The 23,419-nt window shown below is 68.0% G+C and carries 18 protein-coding genes; 12 read left to right on the plus strand and 6 right to left on the minus strand.

Annotated elements, in window-relative coordinates; translation table 11 throughout:
- Window positions 1-9: 9 nt before the first annotated feature.
- From ACEN2M_RS08525 to ACEN2M_RS08535, 3 genes are all read left to right on the plus strand, one after another.
- Window positions 10-642 (plus strand): TetR family transcriptional regulator, encoded by a 633-nt coding sequence (locus ACEN2M_RS08525; protein WP_441647688.1) that lies wholly within the window; start codon window positions 10-12, stop codon window positions 640-642.
- Between the two features lie 52 nt (window positions 643-694).
- The gene (locus ACEN2M_RS08530) at window positions 695-1,228 is read left to right on the plus strand and encodes an NUDIX domain-containing protein (RefSeq protein ID WP_441647689.1); all 534 of its coding nucleotides are present in this window, start codon (window positions 695-697) and stop codon (window positions 1,226-1,228) included.
- Window positions 1,229-1,334: 106 nt separating this feature from the next.
- Entirely contained in the window at window positions 1,335-2,606 is a 1,272-nt protein-coding gene (locus ACEN2M_RS08535) for an MFS transporter (RefSeq protein WP_441647690.1), read from the plus strand.
- Here ACEN2M_RS08535 and ACEN2M_RS08540 read toward each other — a convergent pair.
- Complete coding sequence (locus ACEN2M_RS08540; RefSeq protein WP_441647691.1) at window positions 2,551-5,199, minus strand: LuxR C-terminal-related transcriptional regulator; 2,649 nt, start codon at window positions 5,197-5,199, stop codon at window positions 2,551-2,553. The genes ACEN2M_RS08535 and ACEN2M_RS08540 overlap by 56 nt on opposite strands.
- A gap of 431 nt (window positions 5,200-5,630) precedes the next feature.
- Here ACEN2M_RS08540 and ACEN2M_RS08545 point away from each other — a divergent pair, with 431 nt between their 5' ends.
- Window positions 5,631-8,792 carry a DUF7507 domain-containing protein gene (locus ACEN2M_RS08545; protein ID WP_441647692.1) on the plus strand — a complete coding sequence of 1,054 codons (3,162 nt, stop codon included), beginning with the start codon at window positions 5,631-5,633 and terminating at the stop codon, window positions 8,790-8,792.
- A 233-nt stretch (window positions 8,793-9,025) separates the two neighbouring features.
- Here ACEN2M_RS08545 and ACEN2M_RS08550 read toward each other — a convergent pair whose 3' ends face one another.
- Entirely contained in the window at window positions 9,026-10,330 is a 1,305-nt protein-coding gene (locus ACEN2M_RS08550) for a GNAT family N-acetyltransferase (protein WP_441647693.1), read from the minus strand.
- A 170-nt stretch (window positions 10,331-10,500) separates the two neighbouring features.
- On the opposite strand from ACEN2M_RS08550, the gene ACEN2M_RS08555 reads away from it, so the two are divergent.
- The 3 genes from ACEN2M_RS08555 to ACEN2M_RS08565 all read left to right on the plus strand — a co-directional run bounded on the left by ACEN2M_RS08555 (window position 10,501) and on the right by ACEN2M_RS08565 (window position 15,362).
- Window positions 10,501-13,095, plus strand: a complete 2,595-nt coding sequence (locus tag ACEN2M_RS08555; RefSeq protein WP_441647694.1) for an esterase-like activity of phytase family protein — start codon at window positions 10,501-10,503, stop codon at window positions 13,093-13,095.
- 97 nt (window positions 13,096-13,192) lie between these two features.
- Window positions 13,193-14,116 carry an ABC transporter ATP-binding protein gene (locus ACEN2M_RS08560; RefSeq protein WP_441647695.1) on the plus strand — a complete coding sequence of 308 codons (924 nt, stop codon included), beginning with the start codon at window positions 13,193-13,195 and terminating at the stop codon, window positions 14,114-14,116.
- Window position 14,117: 1 nt separating this feature from the next.
- The gene (locus tag ACEN2M_RS08565; protein ID WP_441647696.1) at window positions 14,118-15,362 is read left to right on the plus strand and encodes an ABC transporter permease; all 1,245 of its coding nucleotides are present in this window, start codon (window positions 14,118-14,120) and stop codon (window positions 15,360-15,362) included.
- On the opposite strand, the gene ACEN2M_RS08570 is transcribed toward ACEN2M_RS08565, so the two are convergent.
- Entirely contained in the window at window positions 15,359-16,075 is a 717-nt protein-coding gene (locus ACEN2M_RS08570) for a TetR/AcrR family transcriptional regulator (RefSeq protein ID WP_441647697.1), read from the minus strand. The two genes, ACEN2M_RS08565 and ACEN2M_RS08570, sit on opposite strands and share 4 nt — an antisense overlap.
- Window positions 16,076-16,186: 111 nt before the next feature.
- Between ACEN2M_RS08570 and ACEN2M_RS08575 the strand changes: the two genes are divergently transcribed.
- A complete protein-coding gene (locus ACEN2M_RS08575) occupies window positions 16,187-16,921 on the plus strand; it encodes a DUF4386 domain-containing protein (protein WP_441647698.1) in 735 nt (244 codons plus the stop codon).
- Window positions 16,918-17,934, plus strand: a complete 1,017-nt coding sequence (locus tag ACEN2M_RS08580) for an NAD(P)-dependent alcohol dehydrogenase (RefSeq protein WP_441647699.1) — start codon at window positions 16,918-16,920, stop codon at window positions 17,932-17,934. The genes ACEN2M_RS08575 and ACEN2M_RS08580 overlap by 4 nt, the downstream gene beginning before the upstream one ends.
- 4 nt (window positions 17,935-17,938) lie before the next feature.
- On the opposite strand, the gene ACEN2M_RS08585 is transcribed toward ACEN2M_RS08580, so the two are convergent.
- Window positions 17,939-18,859: a 5'-3' exonuclease gene (locus tag ACEN2M_RS08585; protein WP_441647784.1), complete on the minus strand. Its 921-nt coding sequence runs from the start codon at window positions 18,857-18,859 to the stop codon at window positions 17,939-17,941.
- Between the two features lie 265 nt (window positions 18,860-19,124).
- Between ACEN2M_RS08585 and ACEN2M_RS08590 the strand changes: the two genes are divergently transcribed.
- Complete coding sequence (locus ACEN2M_RS08590) at window positions 19,125-20,075, plus strand: cation-transporting ATPase (RefSeq protein WP_441647700.1); 951 nt, start codon at window positions 19,125-19,127, stop codon at window positions 20,073-20,075.
- A 67-nt stretch (window positions 20,076-20,142) separates the two neighbouring features.
- On the opposite strand, the gene ACEN2M_RS08595 is transcribed toward ACEN2M_RS08590, so the two are convergent.
- On the minus strand, window positions 20,143-20,898 hold the full coding sequence (locus tag ACEN2M_RS08595) for a GAF domain-containing protein (RefSeq protein WP_441647701.1): 756 nt from the start codon (window positions 20,896-20,898) through the stop codon (window positions 20,143-20,145).
- A gap of 6 nt (window positions 20,899-20,904) precedes the next feature.
- Entirely contained in the window at window positions 20,905-21,570 is a 666-nt protein-coding gene (locus ACEN2M_RS08600) for an ANTAR domain-containing protein (protein ID WP_441647785.1), read from the minus strand.
- 199 nt (window positions 21,571-21,769) lie between these two features.
- On the opposite strand from ACEN2M_RS08600, the gene ACEN2M_RS08605 reads away from it, so the two are divergent.
- Window positions 21,770-22,270 (plus strand): DUF6328 family protein, encoded by a 501-nt coding sequence (locus tag ACEN2M_RS08605; RefSeq protein ID WP_441647702.1) that lies wholly within the window; start codon window positions 21,770-21,772, stop codon window positions 22,268-22,270.
- Between the two features lie 13 nt (window positions 22,271-22,283).
- Window positions 22,284-23,411, plus strand: coding sequence for a hypothetical protein (locus ACEN2M_RS08610; protein WP_441647703.1), 1,128 nt, complete (start codon window positions 22,284-22,286; stop codon window positions 23,409-23,411).
- Window positions 23,412-23,419: the final 8 nt, after the last annotated feature.

Genomic DNA, 23,419 nt, shown 5'->3' on the forward strand with positions numbered 1-23,419 from the left:
GCTGATCCCATGACGTCTTCCCCCGCCGCCCGCAACGTGCTGCGCGCTATCACGCGCGAGTCCGTTCGAGCGCATGTCGCCGAGGTCGCCATCGAGCTCTACGCTCACCGAGGCTTCGACAACGTGACGGTGGAAGATGTCGCCGCCGCGGCGGGCATCTCGACCCGAAGCTTCCATCGGTACTTTCCCGCCAAAGAAGACACTGTGATCGGCGACCCCAGGCCGTGGGGCGAATTCGTGCGAGATGAGTTTGCGGCCCGGTCGGCGGAGGAGCCGCTCTGGCGCTCCCTGCACGCATCGTTCGACGCACTGCTGAGAGCCGGGGGCAAGCAGGGGGAGCGGCAGAAGCGAGGTCTCAGGGTGCTTACTAGCACCGCATCGCTTCGCTCTCGACACATCGAGAAGCATCTGCTCTGGGAAGGCCTGCTCACGCCCCTGGTCGAGGCTCGCCTTCCCGGTCTCGACGCTGCCCTGCGAGCACGCGTGATCGTTCAAGCGAGCATCGTCTGCTTTGATGTGGCCCTGGCCGCGTGGGCCGTGGCCGGCGAGAAGCGCAGCCCGCGCGAACTGCTCGCCGCCACGTTCGACCAGTTCGACACTCCGGCGACGTCGGGCACAGCGCCGGTCCACGAGGAGCGATGAGCACCAACGCAGCGCCCAGCCCCGTCACAGGGCTCCGGCCAGGTAAGGGCCAATGATTGAAGCTATCTCGACCCGCGAGGTCTACTGCAACGCCCGGATGACCGTGCGGGAGGACGAAGTGCGCCGCGAGGACGGGTCGACGGGCCTCTACGGTGTTGTGGACCAGCCCGACTCCGCCATCATCGTGCCGTTTGCCGACGGTGGTTTCTGGCTCGTCGACCAGTTCCGGTACCCCGCCGGTCGGCGGGCGTGGGAGTTCCCACAAGGTTCCTGGCCCGGCGAGACGGGCGGCAGCCAGGAGGACTTGGCCCGCGCGGAGCTGCAGGAGGAGACCGGGATGCGCGCCGGCAACGTTCGCCACCTGGCGTACTTCTACACCGCGTACGGCCACAACAGCCAGGGCTGCGATCTCTATCTGGCCACCGACCTGACGCCCGGGCCGCCGGAGCGGGAGATCACCGAGCAAGACATGGTGCAGCGGTGGTTCAGCGAAGAGGATCTTCGGCGCATGATCCGCGACGGTGCCATTGTGGATGCTGCCACGCTCGCCGCGTACACGTATGTGCTGCTCGACCGGCAGGCCTGACCTCACCAGCCCGCACTCCGACGTCCGTCTTCGGTAGGCTGACACGCGCAGCGGTGCCGTCAGGCTGCTCAGGGCGCGGCACCAGCGAAACATCGGGGAGGGCGACGTGCGGAGAGTCGCGTTCTTTGCGCTGATCAACCTCGTCATTCTGGGTTCGCTCACCGCTCCCGTCGTCACCGGGTTGCCCATGGTGATTGCCCGGCTGGCGCCGGAAGGTGAGCGCACGGGCGCGCTCGCCGTCGTGACTATCTGCGGTGCACTGGCAGCTGTCGTCGCCAACCCGGTATTCGGTGTGCTTTCAGACCGCACGCGGGGAAGATTCGGACGCCGCAGACCTTGGCTTCTGGGTGGGGCCGTGGTGGGCCTGGTCGGGTCGATGGTGATCGTCGCCGCAGATTCGCTGCTGGTTCTCACCCTGGGGTGGGTCCTCGCCCAGACCGCGTACAACGCATCCTTCGCGGCGGTCGCAGCGCTCTTGGGTGATCAGGTGGCCGAAAAGCAGCGCGCGGCCGCATCGGGACTGTTCGGCGCAGCGGCGTTCCTCGGCACCCTTCCGCCCTTACTCTTGGCCGCCGTGCTCCCCACCCGGCTCGACATTGTTGTGCTGGCGATGCCCATCGCTGCCGTAATCGTGGTGGCGTTCTGCTGCTCCCGCATCCCCGATCCTCCGTTGCAACGCGCCGGATCGGCGATAGACGCTGACCAGGGGGACCGCATCCGGATCAGCATCCGTGAGAATCGCACCTTCGCCTGGATGTGGCTGCAACGGTTTCTGATGCAGCTGGCTGTCTCATTCACAACGGTCTTTACCCTGTTCTTCGTCATGGAACGGCTGGCGCTCACCTCGGCCGAGAGCTCGCCGGTCGTGGCCGCCACCACCCTGGCCGGTGGTGCCGGAATCGTGGTAGCTGCGCTGGGCGCCGGGCTTCTCGCCTCCCGCACCGGCAACTATGGGCCCTACATCGCCGCCGCCGCCGTGGGGCTTGCTGTGGCAGCGGTACTGCGCGCCACTGTCGAGGGCAGCACACATCTGTGGGTCAGCGCCGCCATCGGCGGACTCTCGCTGGGCATCTTCTACGCGGTCGACCTGGCCCTGGTCCTCCGGGCTATTCCGGAGGGTGCGGCCGGCACGTATCTGGGTGTGTTCAATATCGCGGAGACCCTTCCGGGCACCTTCGCTCCGGCGGTCGCGGTGGCGGTTCTGGCCGTTGCCGGAACAGACCCACTCACCGGGTCCGGCGAGAATTACACCGCGCTGTACCTGACGGCAGCTGGAATCGCCGTAGCTGCGCTGATCCCCATGTTTTTTCTTCGATCAATTCTCACTCGAACGGGTCCGATCGCAGCCGGGGTGCCTCGTCGCCTGACGTCTCGGTGAGGCCGAGCACAGACAAGGCAGCTACGGCTTCGGACCGGCTGCTCACATCGAGCTTTCGGTAGAGCCCGCGCAACTGCGTTTTCACCGTGTTCGGAGAGATCGAGAGGCTTTCAGCGAGCTCGATGGTGCTGAGCGAGTGAGGCAGCGCCTGCGCCAACGCGAGTTCGCGTGGTGTGAGGGTTGGCGCGGGCCGTGTGGACGGGATGAGCACGCACGAGCGCGCGCGCTTCAGCAACGAGTGCGGATCGTCCACCCCTGCGTTCTCGGACACCAGGATCATCGCGTCGAGCGCATCCGCGGGCACCAGGGCGAGCGCGAGTCCCTGCTCCCGGTTGGCCAGGAACGCGAGTGCGTCGCGTAGGGCCGTCTGCGCCCGGTCGATATCGCCGATCGAGGCGAGCGCGCCGGCGCGCAGGGTGAGGGACTCGCCGCGCAAGCGCGGCGACAAGGCGTCGCCGGCCGAGGAGCTATCCGACTGCAGGAGCTGTCTCAGCGCATCGTCGGGTTGCGCCCGTGCGAGGGAGATCCGAGCGGCACCGATGCGTCGCTGCAAGGGCTGCTGCTTCGCTAGCGCCTTTTCGGCCGCAGCCGGATTGCCGGCGGCGAGTTCGATCAACGAACGGGTGTGAGCCAGGCGGGTGAACGTTTGCGGCGCGACCGCCCGTCGGCGGCGCTGCCGCGTGATCTCGGCTTCGAGCCGTACGCGTGCACGCTCCGGGTCGCCGCGCAGGAGAGCCACAAGCACGTCGAGGTGGGCGAAGAGGGGCCAGTGCTCGATGGTCTCGCGGTGCGGATCGATTGAGCGCACATGCTGCTCGGCGGCATCCGGATCAAAAGCCTCCAGAGCACGGAGGGCCCTGGCCAGTTGGTAAAAACTACCCATGTAGCCGGTGATCCATCCGTCAGGCCACTCCAGCCGGTCGGCCTCGGTGGTCAGTACGTGGGCGGCGTCGAGATCGCCGGAGATCGCGAGCGTCCCGGCGGAGAGAGCCATCCCCTGGAGCCCAGCCTTGAGCCCCCTGGCCGCACCGACCGCTGTGGACCGGGCGAAAGAATCGAGGGCGTCTTCGGTGTGACCGGAGTAAAAGAGGGTCGTGCCGAACTGGTTGTGCAGCGTCGATTCGACTCGCCCCAGATCATCGCGATCCTCGATGCTCATGCTGAGCAGGATGTCGCGACCGTCCACGGCGGCGGTGAGGGCATCATCGAATTTTCCGCTCACTCTGAGCGCGGCCGTTTCGATCGCCCTGAAAACCACCCGATCACCGGGTGCTGACTGCTCGCGCTGAGTGCGGGCGCCGTGCCCCGCGAGAGCGAAGTACTCCAGCGCTCGCAACCGGTGATGGCCGGTGCTGTTGTAGGTGATGGCGAGAAGCATCGCGATGAGCGGCTGTCGGCGGAGCACACCCAGCGGTGTGCCCGAGAACAACTCGCGGAGTTGGCCGGCGTGGCTGCGCCCCAGTTCGTTCCAGTGGCCGCGCACGATGCGGGATGCCAGCGCCCAGTCGCTGAACTCCACCGCCCGACGAAGTGCAGCGTACGGGAGGGATTCGCGCAGTTCCCACCTCGCGGTCGCAAGCGCGAGGTCGCGTACGAGCCGGATGCCAGACGTGCGCAGCCGACGTTCGAACGCTTCCCGAATGGCGGGCGTGTACTCGAACGTGGCGGACTGTCGAGACCGGGCGCTCCACAGCCCGAGTCCTTCCGCCTCCGCCCGGTCAAGCAATTCCGTGACGTCTGCAGCGGATGGTGCGCCGTCATCGGACGCGACAGCTGACGGCACCCCGCCGATTCGCGCGAGCTCGGCCGCGAGCTGCTGATCCACCGATTCCGCGATCGAGGTCACGGTCAGGAACCTCACAAAGCGCCCGTCCCACGAGTTGGCAGCGATCTCGACGCGGATGAAGGAGTCCAGCAAGTCCGCGATCGAGATCTCCGCACGGGCTGCGACAGCCACGCCGTCGCCGTAGGTTGACGCCGCCAACTTGGCCACAAGGGGGAGTCCGCCGCTCGCCATCACCTGAGCGACCGCATCGGAGGCGGCGTCCACGGACATGAGAGCCGCCGCCTCCTCCGCCGAGAGCGCGAGCTCGGAGGGACCAATGGTCAACACGTCGAGGCGAAGCATCTGCGCCGGTTCGCTAGCAGCACTGGTCTGGCGTGCTGTTGCCCGGATGCTCACGGTCGGCACGTCGACCACCAGATCAACGAGGCCGATGATACTTTCCTGGCTCAACCGGTCGATGCCGTCGAGCGCCAGAACCAGGTCGCCAGGCAGCTGTCGAAGGCCGTGGCGGAGCAAGAGCCACGGGTCGGCTCCACCGGCCAGAGCGTCGGGAGCGAGCCGCAGGGGATTGGTGTCGTCAAGCAGACCAGCCGCGAGGAGCTCCACTCCCAGATTCTCGACGAGGGTGGAGGGTTCAACGTTTCCCTCCCGGATGCGCAGCCACACGCCATCGGCATCCGTCGCTGTGGCCCATTGGGCCATGGCAACCGTCTTGCCGTATCCCGCCGGCGCTTGGGCTACCACGATCGCCTGCGGTCCGTCGAAGCGTGCGATCAATCGCTGGCGCACGCGCACGCCGATCGGCATGCGGGGGACTCCCATGATTGCCATGATGACCGGCTCCGATACGTCATACGGTGGCGCCGAATGACAGCCGCCCCAACATTCAAACTCCACAATGCCAGAGCAAATTCCCACTTCAGCGACCAAATCGTCGGGCCTGCTGCCCCCAAAAAGGGGCGCTGCCCTGTCGCTGCTCTCGCCTCAGCCCGGCTGCCGCGACCCGGGTGAAGTGGCGGGTGAAATTCGTCGCATCCGAGGTTGCGCCGCCGACGGGGAAGCGAGCATTGGGCGGCAGTAACCCAGCTGCCGGGCATGGCCGTTCTCCTTTTGTGCTGTGCCATCCGATCGAGCATGGAGTACCCGATCACATGAGACGACTACGTCCTGATTCACCCGCACGACACAGAAATACGCGACGCGTCGCGCGCGGGGCGGTGGCGGCAACCCTCGCGTCGGTGCTGGCGATCAGCGGTGCCTCGGCAGCATTCGCCGTGCAGTCCACCGTGCCTGCGGCCCCAAACCCGGCCATGGCGGCACAGTGCGAGGTGGATTTCGCCATCAGCCTGGATCTGTCCAACTCGGTAACCGACGAGCAGCTCCAGCAGGCTCGTGAGGAGCTCGCCGAGCTTGCGAACGCGCTCGAGGGCTACCCGGTTCGCTTCGCAGTCAGCAATTTCGCGTCGGCCGCCCCGGCAACCAGCGGTGGAGCCAACGCGCCGCTGCCGCTGACGTCGGTTGCCGACGCCGCCGGCGTCGACGCGATTGTGTCCTACGTCAACGGCCTGCAGCGTCCGGTTCCCGCCCAGGGCGGCACGAACTGGGACCGCGGTCTGGCAGCCATTGCCGGGTCATCCGAGACCTACGATGCCCTCTTCTTCCTCACTGACGGCAACCCCACCCAATACGGCAACCCCGTGCAGGGTCCCGGAAACAGCACCAACCAGGCAACCATCGACGCCGCCGTCCGCAGCGCGAACCTGGTCAAGGGCGAAGGCACCCGGATCGTTCCGATCGGTGTGAACGACAACATCGCGGGTGATCAGCTGGCGACGTTCCGTGAGCACATCACCCAGATCTCCGGGCCGACCGAGGGCGACGACTACCACCTCGCCGGCTTCGCTGCGCTGGCGAGCACTCTCATCGGCGTCGTGAACACGAACTGCGCGTCGATCGATCTGGAGAAGACCGGAACCCTCGCGGACGGCGCCACCGGCGTGGCTGGCGACATCGTGGACTACGACTTCACCGTCACAAACACGGGGACCGTTTCCCTCTCCGACGTGACGCTCGCCGACCCGAAGCCTGGCCTGACCGCCATCGAGTTCGGTATCTGGCCCGGCGCTCCGGGTGTTCTCGCGCCGACACAATCGGTGACCGCGACCGCGAGTTACACCCTGACCGACGCAGATGTAGAGGCCGGAGAAGTGTCGAACACCGCGACCGCCTCGGGCCTCCCACCAGCTGGAACGGCCGTGACCGATGAGGCTCCGGCGCTCGTCACGTTGCCTGAACTCACCCCGGGAATTTCCCTGGAGAAGACGGGTGTGCTGGCTGGCGACACGATCGCCTACACATTCACGGCCACGAACACCGGCAACGTGACGCTGTCGGCGGTGTCGATCGCCGACGAGCTCGAGGGCTTGTCGGCGATTTCCTACGGCGCGTGGCCGGCCGCGGCCGGCGTTCTTGCCCCTGGCCAGTCGGTGACCGCAACCGCTTCGTATGCGATCGCGCAGGCAGACCGCGATGCGGGCACCGTGGACAACACCGCGACGACCACGGGAACCCCGCCCAGTGGGCCCCCCGTTTCTGATGAAGACGACTTCGACCAGCCCTTGGGAAATGCCCCGGCAATCTCATTGGTGAAGACCGGCGTTCTTGACGGCGACACCCTGGACTACGGGTTTATTGTCACCAACACCGGCGATGTCACCCTGAGTGGTGTCACGATCGTTGATGAGCTGAACGGCCTGTCTGAGATTTCCTACGGTCAGTGGCCCGCTACGGCAGGTGTGCTCGCTCCCGGGCAGTCGGTGACGGGCTCGGCATCGTATGCGATAACGACCCCGGACCGCGATGCAGGTCACATCAGCAATACCGCCACGACAACCGGAACACCGCCTCGTGGACCGGACGTTTCGGATGAGGACGACTTCGACCAGCCCCTGGACTCGAACCCGGGAATCTCATTGGTGAAGATCGGCGCTCTCGACGGGGACTCCATCGAATACTCGTTCACGGCGACGAACACGGGCCGGGTGACGCTGTCGGCGGTGTCGATTGCCGATGAGCTCGAAGGTCTGTCGGAAATCTCTTACGGCCAGTGGCCGGCCGCCGAGGGGGTTCTTGCCCCGGGTCAGTCGGTAACCGCGACCGCTTCGTACGCGGTGACGCAGGCCGACCGGGATGCGGGCACCGTGGACAACACCGCCACCACCACGGGAACGCCGCCGAGTGGTCCTCCTGTTTCTGATGAGGACGACTTCGACCAGCCCCTCGACGGTGCGCCCGCGCTGAACCTGGTGAAGACCGGTGTGCTGAAGGGCAACACCATCGCCTACACGTTGACTGTGACGAACACCGGCGCTGTCACCCTTGCCTCGGTGGCAATCGCCGACGAGCTCGATGGGCTGTCGGACATCGTCTACGGCGAATGGCCGGCCGCCGAGGGAGTTCTTGCTCCTGGCCAGCAGGTAACCGCAACGGCAACCTACTCGGTGACGCAGGCGGATCGTGATGCCGGCACCGTGCACAATACGGCGACGACAACGGGCACCCCGCCCGGCGGAGGCACCGTCACCGACGAGGACGAGTTCGACCAGCCTCTCGGCGGCACTGCCTCGGTATCGTTGGTGAAGACCGGCGTGCTGAACGGGAACACGATTGCCTACACATTCGTTGCGACGAATTCGGGTACCGTCACCCTGACGTCAGTGTCCATCGCGGACTCTCTCGACGGCCTGACGGATGTCTCCTACGGTGCCTGGCCGGCTGCCGCCGGTGTGCTTGCGCCAGGGCAGTCGGTGACGGCCACGGCCGGTTACACCCTGACGCAGACAGACCTTGACGCCGGCATCGTGTCCAACACGGCCACCGTGACGGGCACGCCGCCGCATGGGCCGGCCGTCTTGGACAAGGACACGTTCGATCTGCCACTCATCAACGGCCCGGCGATCTCGTTGGTGAAGACCGGGGTGGTTCACGGTGACACAATCACCTTCACCTTCGTCGTGACCAATACAGGCAACGTGTCGTTGACATCCGTCTTAATCGCGGATGAACTGCGCGGCCTGTCGGCGATCACATACGATGCGTGGCCGAATGCCCAGGGTGAGCTTGCCCCGGGTGCGTCTGTGATGGCGACCGCTACCTACGTCGTTACCGACGCGGACACGACGGCGGGCTTCGTGAACAACGAGGCGAGCGTCACAGCGACGCCTCCCACGGGGCCGGAGATCACCGACCGTGACGACGTGCGAGTGACCCTGAAGTCGGTGGGTGCGCTCGCGCACACCGGGGTGGACTCGGACCGTCTGCGCGGGGCCGCTCTCTTCAGCCTGTTGACCATACTCGTCGGTGCTGCCGCCATGTTCGTGGTGCGTCGCAAGCGCACCTAATCTGACGGCGTATAAGCGCCCCCGCAGCCAGTTCCCCAACTGGCTGCGGGGGCGCCGCTGCGTGTACTGCGGCGGATGTGACCGACGTGCGATCACCGCGAATTGCTATAGCGCCTACGGGCACAGCAGCCAAGACCGCGATCTGTATCTGGCCACAGAGCTCACGCCCGGACCAAGTCATCTTCGCTGAACCAGCGGTGCACTTTGTCCCGCTCGGTGAGCTCCCGCTCCGACTAGAAGTGCGTGAGGCAGTGCGCGGGCCGCTCCACGGCGAAGAGCCTGGCGGCCAGGAACGCCGCACCCTCGGTGTGTTCGCGCACCGTGCCCGCCGCCGCCAGTGACACTGGGTTCACCGCGCCCAGGTAGATCGAGGAGAGCGCGGCGATGTCCAGTTCCAGGTCGGGCGTGGCATCGGATGCTGTAACCCGCGCCGTGCCGCCCTGCACCTCGAGCGAGAAGGTGCCCGCCGTGAAGCCCAGGCCGTCGGTTACCGTCAGAACCAGAGTGCCGTCGGCGGCGAAATGGCGCGCTTCGAGTGCCCCACGCACGTCGAGGATGCGCAACCAGATCATGTCCCGCGGGTTCGACGCCTTCACGCAACGCGGGTCGGTCAGGGCCCAGTTGAGCGGGTTCTGCACCGGCGCCTCGTTCCAAGTGACGCGCTCCACCAGGTCGATGGCCGCCAGATACTCCCAGAGCTCCAGGTAGGCCGCCGAGGTCGCCGCCACCAGGTCAACGATCTCCATCGTGGCCGGGGTCTTGTCCCAGCCGCAGAATCGGTACGAGACATAGCCGTCGACTGCGCCATCACCCGTGCCGTCTGGCCCATAGTGCAGCGCCGCCTTCACCTTGGCGTCTGGCCCGCCCTCGCGGCTCGTCGCCCCGGCGGCCAGCTGCCGGTAGAACTCCTGCCGGCCGATGGACCCCGGCTGTTCGCCGTGCAGCCGGGCGAAGACCTGCGGTGCCAGTTCGAGCAGCACTGTGGGGTCGGCGACCTCCACGGTTCCCACCGGCACATGGTTGAGCTGGAACTTGGCACCGGTATCCACCGTGATGCTCTGCTCCGAGGTGGCCACGCCGAAACCGAACCGACCATAGATCGACGCCTCCGACGCGGTGAGGGCGGCGATGGTGATGCCCTTGGCCTTGGCCAGGGCGAGGTCTTCGGTCATCATGCGGCGCAGCAGACCGCGCCGCCGGTGGGAGGTGCGCACAGTCACACCGGTGATCAGATGCGCATCCAGCAGCCTGCCGAAGCCGATGTTGAGCGTGCTCGGCTGGGAGCCGAACGTGGCCACCGGCACCTCGGTGCCCAGCGAGTGCGGGGCCGGCTGACCGGTCTGGTAGGCGCCCGTGTACACGGCGCGGTCCACGCGGCTGCGGGCGATGGACTCCTGCATCCGCTCATCGGTGGAGCGCTCCTCATGGAAACCGAACGACACCGCTCTGTCCCAGGCCGCTGCTTCCGGGTAGCCGGGCTCGCCGGGGGCGACCGGCTCGAACCGGCGGATCTCGTATTCTGCGTTGATCGAGGACATGAGTCCGAGTTTAGGGACAAGCCCTTCGCGGCGGCCGCCGCGTTCGCCTGACGTACACCCCGCCGTCGCCTACGAGACCCCCGCGGGTCATCCCCAGGTCGCCCGCCGCCGTCACGCTCGACGAGTACGTGTGAAGACGTGCAGACCAAGTTCGTGACCCAGGGGAAGCCATGCCACTCTCAAAGACAGCCCGCCGCGCCACCCTGATCGTGGGGGCCGCGCTGATGGTCAGCTGCGTCGTCGTCGCCCCGGCGCTCGCCGCGACGCCCGCCCCCACCTCGTCGGCGTTCCACCGCACCGCCACCTACCCCGTCTATCTCAACGCACCTGCCGGCGTCGACCCGGCCGACACCACCGCCGCTGAGATCTCCGGCGTCACCGACGACGGCAACACCGTGATCTACACGGATGCCCCCGGCAAGCGCATCGGCTTCCTCGACATCACCGACGCGAACAACCCCGTCGGCGCCGGCAGCATCTCCCTGGCCGACCTCGGCCACGCCGACGACCAGCCCACCTCCGTGGCCGTGTACGGCGACTACGTGCTCGTGGTCGTCGACGAGAGCGGCGGAGACTTCGTGTCGCCCTCCGGCCGGCTCGACGTGATCCGCATCAGCGACCGCAGCGTTGTCACCAGCATCGACCTGGGCGGCCAGCCCGACTCCATCTCGATCAGCGCCGACTACAAGTACGCGGCCATAGCGATCGAGAACCAGCGCGACGAGGAGGCCACCCCGGCCGGGGGGAAGAAGGGCGACCTGCCGCAGCTGCCCGCCGGATTCGTGCAGGTGATCGACCTGAACGCCGACCCCACCAGCTGGGTGACCACCCCGGTGCCGTTCGTCGCCGCCGACGGCACGGCGCTGCCCTCGTTCATGGCCGCGGGCCTCGACTCGCCGACCGACCCCGAACCCGAATACGTGACCATCAACAGCGCCAACCAGCTGGCGGTCACCCTGCAGGAGAACAACGGCATCGTGCTCGTCGACCTGCCCAGCCGGGCGATCACCAAGGTCTTCAGCGCCGGCACGGCCACGGTCACCGGCATCGACACCAAAAAAGACAAGGTGATCAACCTCACCGGCAAGATCACGGATGTCCCGCGCGAGCCCGACTCGATCTCCTGGGTGGACGACACCCACCTGGCCACTGCCAACGAGGGCGACTGGAAGGGCGGCACCCGCGGCTGGACCATCTTAGACGCCGGCACCGGCGCCGTCGCCTGGGACGCCGGCAACACCTTCGAGCACCTCGCCGTGGCCAACGGCGTACACAACGATGACCGTGCCGGCAAGAAGGGCAGCGAACCCGAGGGCCTGATGGTCGCCACCATCGACGGCACCAGGTATGGGTTCGTCGCCTCCGAGCGCAGCAACTTCGTGGCCGTCTACGACCTCACCGACCCGGTGAAGCCGGTCTACCGGCAGATGGTGTTCGCCACCAACGGACCAGAGGGCCTGCTGGCCGTGCCCAGCCGCAACCTGCTGGTCACCTCGAGCGAGACCGATGACGCCAGCGTCGGCGTGCGCGCCTCGGTGGCCCTGTTCCAGCTCGGCGACGGCACGCTCGCCAGCGGCACGCCCGCCAGCCGCACGGCGGGCCAGCCGAGCATCGTCTCCGACGACGACGCCACCGGCCTGCCGATCGGCTGGCAGGCGCTCGGTGCGCTCAGCGCCAAGCCCGGCGACACCGGCCACATCTACACCGCGAGCGACTCCGCCCTCTCGCCGAGCACGATCTTCACCGTCGACGTGACCGCCGAGCCCGCCCGCATCGACGGCAGCCTCGTGGTCACCGAGAACGGCAAGCCGGCCGTGCTCGACATCGAGGGCCTGCACGCGCGCACGCAGGGCGGCTTCTGGCTCGCCGCCGAGGGCGCCACCGGTGCGGCCAACATCCTGTACCGCACGGATGCCGCCGGTGCCGTGCATGAGAAGGTGTCGCTGCCCACCGATGTCTCCGACCACATCTCCAAGTGGGGCTTCGAGGGTGTGACCGCCATCACCGACGAGACCGGCAACGAACAGCTCTACGTGGCCGTGCAGCGTCCGCTCTGGGCCGACCCGGCCGACCCCACCACCACCGTGGACGGCGCGGGCGTGACCCGCATCGGCCGGTACGACGTCACCGCGAAGAGCTGGACCTGGTTCGGCTACCAGCTGGAGGCCGACGCCGGCAACGGCGACTGGATGGGGCTGTCCGAGATCACGGCGGTCGACGAGAACACCCTCGCCGTGATCGAACGCGACAAGCTCAACGGCCCCGCCGCCGCGGTCAAGCGCGTCTACACGGTGACGGTTCCCGACACCGAGCCGGCCGCAGGCACGCTGCCGATCCTGCCCAAGACGCTGGCCTACGACGTGCTGCCCGACCTCGAAGCCACCAACGGCTGGACCCAGGAGAAGCTCGAGGGCCTCACCATCGGCGCCGACGGCAACGTCTATGCGGTCACCGACAACGACGGCCTGAAAGACGCCACCGGCGAGACCGTCTTCCTCACCCTGGGCACCGCCACCGACGTCTTCGGCCTGGTCGCACCCACGCCCACAGCGACGCCGGTGCCGACCGACTCCGGCACCCCCAACCCGGTGCCGGTCGACGACACCGAGACCGGCGCGCCATCCGTCGCCCACCAAGACCGGCCCTCGGCCAGCGCCCTCGCCAACACCGGAGTCGGGTCGCTGACCCCGATGCTCGGTGGCGCACTCGCACTGCTCGCAGCCGGAGCCGGGGCGCTCGTCATCCGTCGCCGGCAGCGCGCCTGACCACCCGCTCGTCGAGGGTCCGGAACGAGGTGTCGCTCTATCGAGGCACCTTGTTCCGGCGCGGCAGGAGCGTTCGCCACAGCACTAGGGTGTGGGCATGACGCTTCATGACGAGCCTCTTGTTCACATCGAGCACTTTCGAATGGACTTCGCCAGCACCACTGTGATCGAGGACCTTTCGTTCGACGTGCGGCGGGGAGAGACCTTCGGATTTCTCGGCTCCAACGGGTCGGGCAAGACCACCACTCTGCGGGCACTGCTGGGGATTTACCTCCCCAGTGCAGGGGTGCTGCACATCGACGGCCGCCCGTTCACCCCGGAGGCCGGCAGCCGGCTCGGCTACCTGCCCGAAGAACGCGGACTGTACAAGAAGGAATCCGTGATCGCCGTGATGGCGTATTTCGGTGCCCTCAAAGGGCTGAGCAAAAAGGCGGCAATCACGTGGTCGATGGACTACCTCGAGCGGGTGGGGTTGGCCGATAAGGCCAAGACCCGGGTCGACAAGCTCTCGGGCGGGCAGCAGCAAAAGGTGCAGCTGGGCGTCACGATCATGAACGACCCGGAGCTGCTGATTCTCGACGAACCCACCAAGGGCTTCGACCCGGTCAACCGGCGCCTGCTCATGGACATCATCGACGAGCAGAAGCGCAACGGCGCCACGGTGCTCATGGTCACCCACCAGATGGAGGAAGTGGAGCGCCTGTGCGACCGGGTGATTCTGCTCAAGAACGGTCGCGCCGAGGCCTACGGCACGATTCCCGAGGTGCAGAACCAATACGGCGGCACCATGATCCGGCTCGGCTACTCCGGCGAGATTCCCCCATCGGCTCACTACGAGGTCAGCACCCGCGACCGCAACTACGCCGAACTCACCCTTACCGACAACGCCGACGAAGCGCTCATCCTGCGCGACCTGGTCACCTCTGGGGTGCTGGTGCGCAGCTTCGAGACGAGCAAGCTCTCGCTGGACGAGATCTTCGTGAGCGTCTACGGCGAACAGAACGAAATGGCGGCGAGCTGACATGGCCAGGCACAACCTCCGCACGGTGATCGGATTCGAAGTCGGTCGCACGCTCAGCAAACGCCGGTTCTGGATCACCACCCTGATGGTGCCGATCGGCATCGGCATCGTCATGACCCTCGTGATCCTGGGCAATCTCTCGGCCGCGAGCACCACCGATGCCCAGGCCGACGCGGCGATCACGTTCACCTACAGCGACGCATCCGGTTACGTCGACCCCGCCGTGGCCACCCGCATGGGCGGCACCGCCGTCACGGATGATGCGGCCGCGATCGCCGACGTGAAGTCCGGCGCCGAGAAGGCCCATTTTGTCTACCCGGCCGACCCGAGCACCGCCGCCATCAAGGTGTACGGCGTCGACAAGGGCCTGTTCGGCAACGGCGAGTACGACGGGGTGGCCAGCCACCTGCTCGTCGTGAGTGCAGAGGACCAAATCGGGGACACTGCCCTGGCTGCGGTGGCACGCGGCGACATCTCGGTGAACGCCACGACCTACGCCGACGGCGAGAAGACCGCCGGATTCATGGGTGTGATCCCGCCGCTGATCTATGTCGTGGTGTTCTTCCTCGTGTTCACCCTGTTGTCGAACCAGATGCTCACAAGCACCCTGGAGGAGAAGGAGAACAGGGTCACCGAGATGATCCTCACCACCCTCAACCCCACCACCCTGATCATCGGCAAGATCATCTCGCTCTTCATCGTCGGGTTCACCCAGGTGCTCGTGTTCCTGGCGCCGGTGCTGATCGCCTACGTCTTCTTCCGCGGGTCGCTGAACATCCCGGAGGTCGACCTGTCGGCGCTGTCGTTCGACCCCGCGCAGATGATCGTTGGAGCGCTCCTGGCCATCGGCGGGTTCGCGCTGTTCACCGGCACGCTGGTGGCCATCGGGGCGATCATGCCCACCGCGAAGGACGCAGGCAGCCTGTCGGCCATTCTCATCATTTTCCTGATCATGCCTGTTTATGCAGTCTCAACGATCATCTCGAGCCCGCACAGCTTCGTCGTGCAGATATTCACCTACTTCCCGTACTCCGCCCCGCTCACCGCGATGCTGCGGAACGCCTTCGGCACTCTGAACGGCTGGGAAGCCGCGGTGGTCATCGTCGAACTCTTCCTGCTCAGCGCCGTCGTGCTGCAGCTGGCCGTGCGGCTGTTCCGCTATGGGTCGATCCAGTACACCAGCCGGGTATCGCTGAAGACTGTCTTCGCGCGCACCCGGCTCGAAGCGGCGCCGAGTCGGTCCTAGACCGCCGGCGCGGCGTCGGCTGAGGACCAGCCCGTGTCGTGGAGCCGTTCGAAGCCGTTGAGGAGCAGGTCGAGCGCGAACTCGAACTCGAACCTGTCGTCGCAGCCGCTGGTCACGACCGAGTCGTCGTGCGCGGCGGCTGCACTGATCTGCGCGATGTTCGGGTAGCGCTCGGCCATCGCCAGGAGCTGCGCGGGCTGGGGCTGGGGCTGGGGCGCTACCGCGCCGTCTGCGCCGGTAGGAGTCTCGAAGAGCTCCTGGGTGAATCCCCACATGCGGCTGCCGAGGGCGTGCATCACGTGGTGGGTTAGGTCGACCGAGAAGCCGCCCGCCAGGAACATGCCGATCGTCGACTCCATGTAGTCGAGCACGGTGGGGGTGTGGCTCGTGCGTGACTCGAGCACCGGGCGGGCCCACGGATGCCGCAGCAGCATCTGCCGCGCCGAGAGCACCCGCAGGCGCACGGCGGCCTTCCAGCCGGCGTCGGGGTGCGGCGGGTCGATCTCCGCGACGATCACCTCGACCATCGCGTCGAGTAGCTCTTCCTTGTTCGCGACGTGCTTGTACAGCGCCATCGGCACGACCCCGAGTTCCTCGGCGAGCCGGCGCATGCTCAGCGGCTCGATGCCGATCTGATCGGCCAGCTGCACGGCGGCCTGCAACACCCGATCACGGTTGAGACGCACGCGCGGGGCGACCAGAACTTGAGCCATTGAGGGTCCTCCGGGGCAAGACCAGCCTCGCCCATTGACAGGAGTACAGCGTACACCTTAGGGTCGAGGCATCCGAGTGTACGTTGTACACCTTTCTCTGAGGAGTCACCCATGCCACCCACCCGCATGACGTCACATCGCAGAGCCGCCATCCTGATCGGCGTGCTCTTCCTGCTCACCGAGATCGGCGCGATCGTTGGTCGTCTGCTCTACGCGCCGGTGCTGAACACCCCCGGGTATGTGCTCGGCACCCACCCCGACCCGATGGTGGCCGTTGGCGTGCTCTTCGAGGTGCTGCTCGTCATCGCCGTGGTCGGCACCGCGGTCGTCTTCTACCCGATCGTGCAGCGCCAGAACCCGGCGCTGGCGCTGGCCTACGTGGCCGCGCGCATCCTCGAAGCGGCGATCATCCTGGTCGGCACCCTCAGCCTGCTCACCGTGCTGATGCTGCGCCGGCAACCGCGCGGCACCGACGACGGCGGCCTCGAGGTGGTGGCGGCTGCCCTGCTGGCCCTGCAAGACGGCACCCTGTTGTTCGGCCCGGGTTTTGCGCTCGGCATCGGGTCGATCCTGCTGGCCACGCTGATGTACACCGCGCGGCTGGTGCCGCGCGGCATCGCCATTCTGGGCCTGGCCGGTGGTGCGATCATCACGCTCTCCACGGTGCTGGTGATCTTCGGCCTCTACGGCCAGTTCTCCGCGATCGGGCTGCTGGTGGCGCTGCCGGTGTTCGCCTGGGAGCTCTCGCTCGCACTCTGGCTGATCATCAAGGGCTTCGACGGTGCCGCGCTGGAGCGGATGCAGCGCCCCCGCGACGGGGCCGAGCGGGCGGAGGCGGCCCGATGAAGGCCGCGGTGTACCGGCGCTTCGGCGCACCGGACGTCGTGGCCATCGCCGAGGTGCCCACACCCACGCCGGGTCCGGAAGAGGTGCTGATCCGCGTGATCGCCAGCACCGTGAGCGCCGCCGATCACCGGGCCCGGTCCCGCGAGGTGCCGAAGGGGCTCGGGTTGCTGGCCGGCATCGGGGTGGGTTTCGTGCGCCCGCGCCGGCGGGTGCTGGGCATGGACGCTGCCGGGGTGGTGGAGGCCGTGGGGGAGAGGGTCACCCGGTTCGCCCCCGGCGATGGGGTGATCGCGATGCTCGGCGCGAAGTTCGGTGGCCATGCCGAGTACGCCCGGATCAGCCAGGACGGGCCGATCGTGGCCAAGCCGGCCGGGATGGGCTACGCCGAGTCGGTGGCTCTCGTCTTCGGGGGCATCACGGCGCGGGGGTTCCTGAACCGCACCGACATCCGGCCCGGCACCAGGGTGCTGGTCAACGGCGCCTCCGGAGTCGTCGGCAGCGCGGCGGTGCAGCTGGCCGTCGCCCTCGGCGCCACCGTGACCGCGGTGTGTGCCGCCCGCAACGCCGATCTGGTCACGGCTCTCGGCGCCCACCGGGTGATCGACTACACGACCACCGATTTCACCACCGGGCCCGGCAGCTACGACGTGATCATGGACTGCGTCGGCAACGCGACCTTCGACCGCGTGCAGCACCTGATCACCCCCGGCGGAGCACTGCTGGCGGTCATCGCCGACCTCAACACCCTGTTGCGCGCGCGGTCACGCACCCGCACAAGCGGCAAGCTCGTGAGTGCCGGCGGTGTGGAGTACCGCGCCGACGATCTGGCCTATCTCGTGGGCCTCGCCGAGTCCGGGCGGCTGAAGCCCGTGCTCGACCGGAGCTTCGAGCTGAGCGAGATCGCGAGCGCACACGGCTTCGTCGACGCCGGGCACAAGCGGGGCAGCGTGGTGCTGCGCATCGCCGCCGAGCCGCCGACACCGCCTGCGGCCGGGGGCACCGCAGCCGGGTAGGTGCTCAGGCCAGCGCGGCCAAGGCCTCGCGCGCCCGCTTCATCGACGAGCTGAGTCCCCACTCGGTGCTCAGCCGTTCCAGCTCGGCCTCCTGCTCGGGCGTGCTGGGGCGGATGCGGGCGTCGAATGCCGGCAGGTCGAGGTTCCGCACCACGTTCACCACGGCCGGCGCCACCAGGAGGTAGTCCGCGGCGGCCACTATCTTCGCCCGCACTGCCGCGCTCAGCTTCACCGCCGGGTCGGCTGCCGCCGCGACGATGCCGTTGAGGTCGCCGTACTCGGCCAGCAGCGTTGCCGCGGTCTTCTCGCCCACCCCGGCCACGCCCGGCAGCCCGTCGGAGGCGTCTCCGCGCATCGCGGCGAAGTCGGCGTACTGCGCCGGCGAGACGCCGGTCTTGGCCGTGAGCGCCGCATCGGTCAGAATCTCCAGCCGCGCCATGCCGCGGCCCGTGTAGATCACCCGCACGCCGCGAGAGTCGTCGACGAGCTGGAAGAGGTCGCGGTCGCCCGTGATCACGTCAACGGGGATGTCGGCGTGCGAGGCGAGGGTGCCGATCACGTCGTCGGCCTCGTGCTCGGCGGCGCCGACGATGGGGATGCCGAGCGCGGTGAGCACCTCGCGGATGATCGGCACCTGGGGGCTGAGCAGGTCGGGCACGATCTCGATCGACGGGTCGGCATCCGTGGGCGCCTCGGCGGCAACCCGGTGAGTCTTGTAGGTGGGAATCAGGTCGACCCGCCACTGCGGGCGCCAGTCGTCGTCCCAGCAGGCCACGATCTCGGAGGGCTGGAACTCGGTGGCGAGCCGGGCGATCATGTCGAGCAGCCCGCGCACGGCGTTGACCGGATCGCCGTTGGGCGCCCGCACGGTGTCGGGCACGCCGTGGAAGGCACGGAAGTAGAGGGAGGCGGAGTCGAGGAGCATTCGGCGCTGAGTGGTCACGGCGCCATGTTGCCACATCGGCAGCCCGGTCGCAGCGAAACGCCGACGGACGCCGCCGCTCGCCGATTGGGGCGCACGTTTGGAAGGAAGTCGTGACTTTATTGGGACGAAACGGCGGCTGGGGTCCTTTTAATCTCACTTTCTCCGTATAGCCTCACCAGCTCGGTGGGCGGGGAGGGCGGGCTCGGAGGGTTTGCTCAGGCGCGGTCGGCAACACTGGGAGCCCAGTCAACTTGAAGGGCCTCCTGTGAGCAATCTCCAGCGCATTCTGAACATGGCAGCGAAGGCCCTCGACAAGTCGGGGCAGTCCAACCCGGGGCAGTCCTCGTCAACCACCGGCAAGACCGACTGGCGCGACCTCGTGCGCACCGCGGCCGACCGCGTGACCGGGGACACTCGCCCGGATGCCCGGCCCGCCACGCGCCCGGATGCCCGCCCGGATGCGAGCTCCGCCGCTCGCCCAGACTCCCGCCCCGCCACCGGGCAGCATGTTGCCGCCGGGCAGCGTGCGGCCGGTCGGCCGGCGGTCGCGCCGCCCAGCCCCGAGGATGCCGCGGCCATCGCCCGCTACGACTACCTGCTGAAGACCGCCCAGCCGGAACAGCTCGAGCAGGTGCACCGCGATGCCTTCGCCCGGCTGACTCCCGCCCAGCGCGAGCAGGTCAACACCCAGCTGCGCGCCGAGCTGCCGGCCACCGAGCAGCCGCTGTCGGCCGAGCCCGGCGACCTCGCCCGCGCCGCCGCCCGCGGCGAGGCCCACAACCCGGGCTTTCTGCGCAAGCTGTTCGCCAAGCCGGCCGGTCGCGGCGGCATGGGTGCGCTCGCCGGAGCCGGTGTGGGCGCCGTTGCCGGCGCCGGAGTCGGTGCGACCGGTGGGCTGCTCGCCGCCGTCGCCGGGGGCGCAGTGCTCAGCGGCGTCGCCGCTCCGATCCTGGAACAGGCCGCAGGCCTCGGTGTGGATTTCGAGTCCCTGGCCGGCGACCTCACCGCGGGCGCCGCGGATCTCACCGCCGGCGCTGAAGACCTCGCCGCGGGTGCGGAAGATCTCACGGCGGGCGCGGAGGATTATGCCGGCGGGATCGGTGAGCAGCTCACCGAGGCCGGCTCGAACTTCGAGGCACCCGGCCTGTCCGACCTCGCGTCGAACTTCGAGATCCCCGGACTCTCCGACCTCGGCCGGTTGTTCGGGCGCGAGTAGCCGGCACCGCTACCGCCGGCACCGCTCCTGCCGGCACCGCTCCTGCCGGCACGGCGACGCGGGCTGGTCAGCCGCGCTGGCCCGCCAGGGCCTCGACAGAGATGCTGCGATTCACCACGCCCTCGGCCGCCGCCCGCAGGGTGGTCTCGTGCGCCCTGGCGTAGTCGCGCAGGGCGTCGAAGGCCTCGGTCATGGTGCACGAGAGCACGTGGGCGAGCACACCCTTCGCCTGCTCGATCAGAATTCGGGTATCCAGGGCCAGGTGCAGCTGGGCGGCAACGACCTCGGGCTGGCGAAAACTGCGTTCGTGCAGGATGCCGACTGTCGCGACATCCGCCAACGCCTGGGCGAGCTGGGCGTCACGGTCGCTCAGGGCGCCGGTCACCGTGCCCAACAGGTTCATCGCTCCGATCACCTCGCCGTGCAGCCGGAGCGGGGTGGCGTGTGCCGACCGGAAGCCTTGCTCGAGCGCAGAACGGCGAAAGCGCGGCCACTGGCCGGCATCCGTGTCGATGTTGGGGATGCTCACCACGGCGCCGGTGCTGTAGCAGTCGATGCAGGGGCCGGCCCCGGCGGCGACGATCATGACTTCCACGATCTCGGCCTCTTCGCTGGTCGAGGCCACAAGCTCGAGCACCCCGGTGCCGTCGGCCAGCAGAATGCCGCCCGCCTGCACGTCGAGAAGCTGGGTGCAGGTGTGCACCAGGGTCGACAGCAGGTCGACGATGTCGTAGTCGGCCACCAAGGTGCCGGCCACGCGCACGAAAGCGTCGTTGATCTTTTCTTCACGGGTGTTGTCAGCCGCGTGGTCAATGTCGTGCATATCTGCCTACTCTGGGAGTTCTGCGAAATTGAGGCGCCGGCTGACGACGGCGTGCGCAATCTCTTGGACGGTGTATCCGCTAGAAAAAGCGTAGGCCCGGATTCGTGAGAAAGCATCCGTTGCGCTGATATCCAGCTGATCGAGAACCATTCCGGTCGCCTGGTGAATCTCCCGCCGCGACTCGATCGGCGCCTCGTGGTCGGCTGATTCGTGTTCGGCCAGCACTATCGCACGGCGAAACGCGGGCCCGGAGATGGCGCGACACAACGAGGTGCCGATGTCGGTGGCCTGGTCGGTGAGGGCGCCGGGGTCGGTGCGATAGCACGTGACCGTTCCGGTGCACGCCGCTCCCAACATGAGGGGAAAGGTGAACAGTGCACCCACGGTTAGCTCAACGGCACTCCGCAGAAACACGGGCCACCGTTCGGTCGCGGCCAGGTCGGGAACGGATACGAACGCCGCCGTCCTGAAGGCATCGTGCGACGGGCCTTCGCCCAGATCGAACTGCATTTGTTCCAACCGGGCCGCGATGGGGTCGGTGGCATCGATCAATGAGGCCCTGCGGCCCTGATCGAACACCGAAATGGCCGCCCCGGTGATGGGCAACAGTTCCAGAAATGGGGAGGCCAGGTGCCCGCCGGTCGCGAGGCGTGTTCCCGAGCCTTCACTCATCAGCACCACCAGTCGTATCCATCGTCACCTTCAGGGCGGGCACGTTCGAGCCACGAGTCCGGGCCACTGCCAACGTTAGTCCTCTGTGGCCCTGGCCGACCAGTTCAACCGGGTGCGGCAGCGGATGCCCGGCGCTACTGTCGGTATCCCCGACCCACCGCTGTCAGTGCAGCGGGCTCCACCCACGGAAGGTTCAGCCATGACCCACGCCTCGCCGTCTCAAAACGAACCAGGTGCAGCCCACGATGGCCGCGCGGAATCGCCGAACGAGCGCCTGGACCGCAACTGGAACGAACTGCTCCAGGAGCTCCGGGTCATCCAGACCGGCACTCAGATTCTCACCGGCTTCCTGCTGGCCGCTGTCTTCCAGGCCAGGTTCGAGGATCTCGACATGTTTCAGCAGGACGTCTACCTGGTTCTGGTGGTCACCTCGGTGCTCACCACCCTGGTGGGCCTGGCCCCGGTGAGCCTGCACCGGGTTCTGTTCCGCAGGCACGCGAAGAGCCGCATCGTGCGCTACACCGACTACTTCGTGCAGGCCACGCTCGCCGGAGTCGCGATCACCGTCGCCGGCATCGGGCTGCTCATCTTCGACCTGGTGCTCGGCCGGGCCTGGGGCATGGCCTTCGCCGGCTTCATCCTGGTGGTGGTGGCGGTCCTCTGGGTGGTGGTGCCCCGCGGCATCCGTCGCGGCGCGTAGATAGGGTGACGGTATGACCGTCGATCCCGCAGTCTTGCTCGCCGGCCCGCGCGGCCGCCGGCTGTGTCTGGAGTGGGCTCAGGTCGCTCAGCGCTCCGACGACACCGGCGACGACACCGCCGACGACAATCGCCTGACCAGCGCCATCTTCTACGCCGCCCACAATCTCGACCCGGACCGCGGCAGCTCCCGGGTGCTCTTCAGCTTCGTCGCCGGTCAATCCGCGCCGCCCATTGCCGAACGGCCCACCCCCTCGGCGCAGGAGGTGGCGCACCTGCTCGCGGCCGCCGCGCTCGCCGATCCGGATGACCGCGCCCTGCTGCGGGCTCTGGTCGCGGCGGTCGACCACGCCCGGTACTGGCAGCCGCCCGACGGCGAGGATGTGCTCGCCGCGGCACCCGAGATGCGTGCTGCCCTGGCCCGGGTCGCCGCACTGATCGCCTCGTCGCGGCCGGCCGCCTGGTGGGCCACTCCGCTCGACCGTGCCGAGCAGTGGGCAGTCGAATTCGAGGGAACCGTGGAGCCCGGGGATCCGGTGCAGACGGCCGCCCAGCTGCTGGAGCAGTGGGGCGTCGCGCGCGCCGAGGAGAACGCGCTCGCCGAGCGGACCTGGCCGGCCGACCCCCGCGCCGTGTTCAGCGGACCGTGGTGGTCCAAGCCGCCCGCGCGCCTCACCAACAGCACGCGCGCCCTCGCCGGTGCCCAGCCGGTGGGGCTCGGGCTGGTCGAAGACGCGTTGGGCTGGCAGACGGCCACCGCGCATCGCATTCACGCACCGCAAGGAGCGCGGGTCTACGAGATCGACGGCGCGGACGCCTGGGCGTACCTCTGCCGGCGGTACCCGGTGGAGGTCACGGCGGCTCGCCGGCAGGTCTGGTTCATGACCACCGCGAGAATCGGCCGCTGGGTTATGCCCGACTGGTCCCGCGTTGCCCTCGATTTCGACGCTGTCCACCTCACCGTGGCCGGGTACCTGGCCACGGCCGGCCGGGCCATTCCGGTCGCCGACGACCTCGCCACGGTGCTCGCCGGCTGGGACCCCGACCAGACCTGGTGGTTCATCGACGTCGAGCACGACCACAGCACCAGCCGGGTGTGGCGACGGGAGCACAGCGACTGGGCGGCCCAGCCCGACGCCTGATGCCACGA

Origin of the sequence: Cryobacterium sp. W22_MBD10_FK3 (assembly GCF_052113745.1) — a bacterium.
Lineage (GTDB): Bacteria > Actinomycetota > Actinomycetes > Actinomycetales > Microbacteriaceae > Cryobacterium.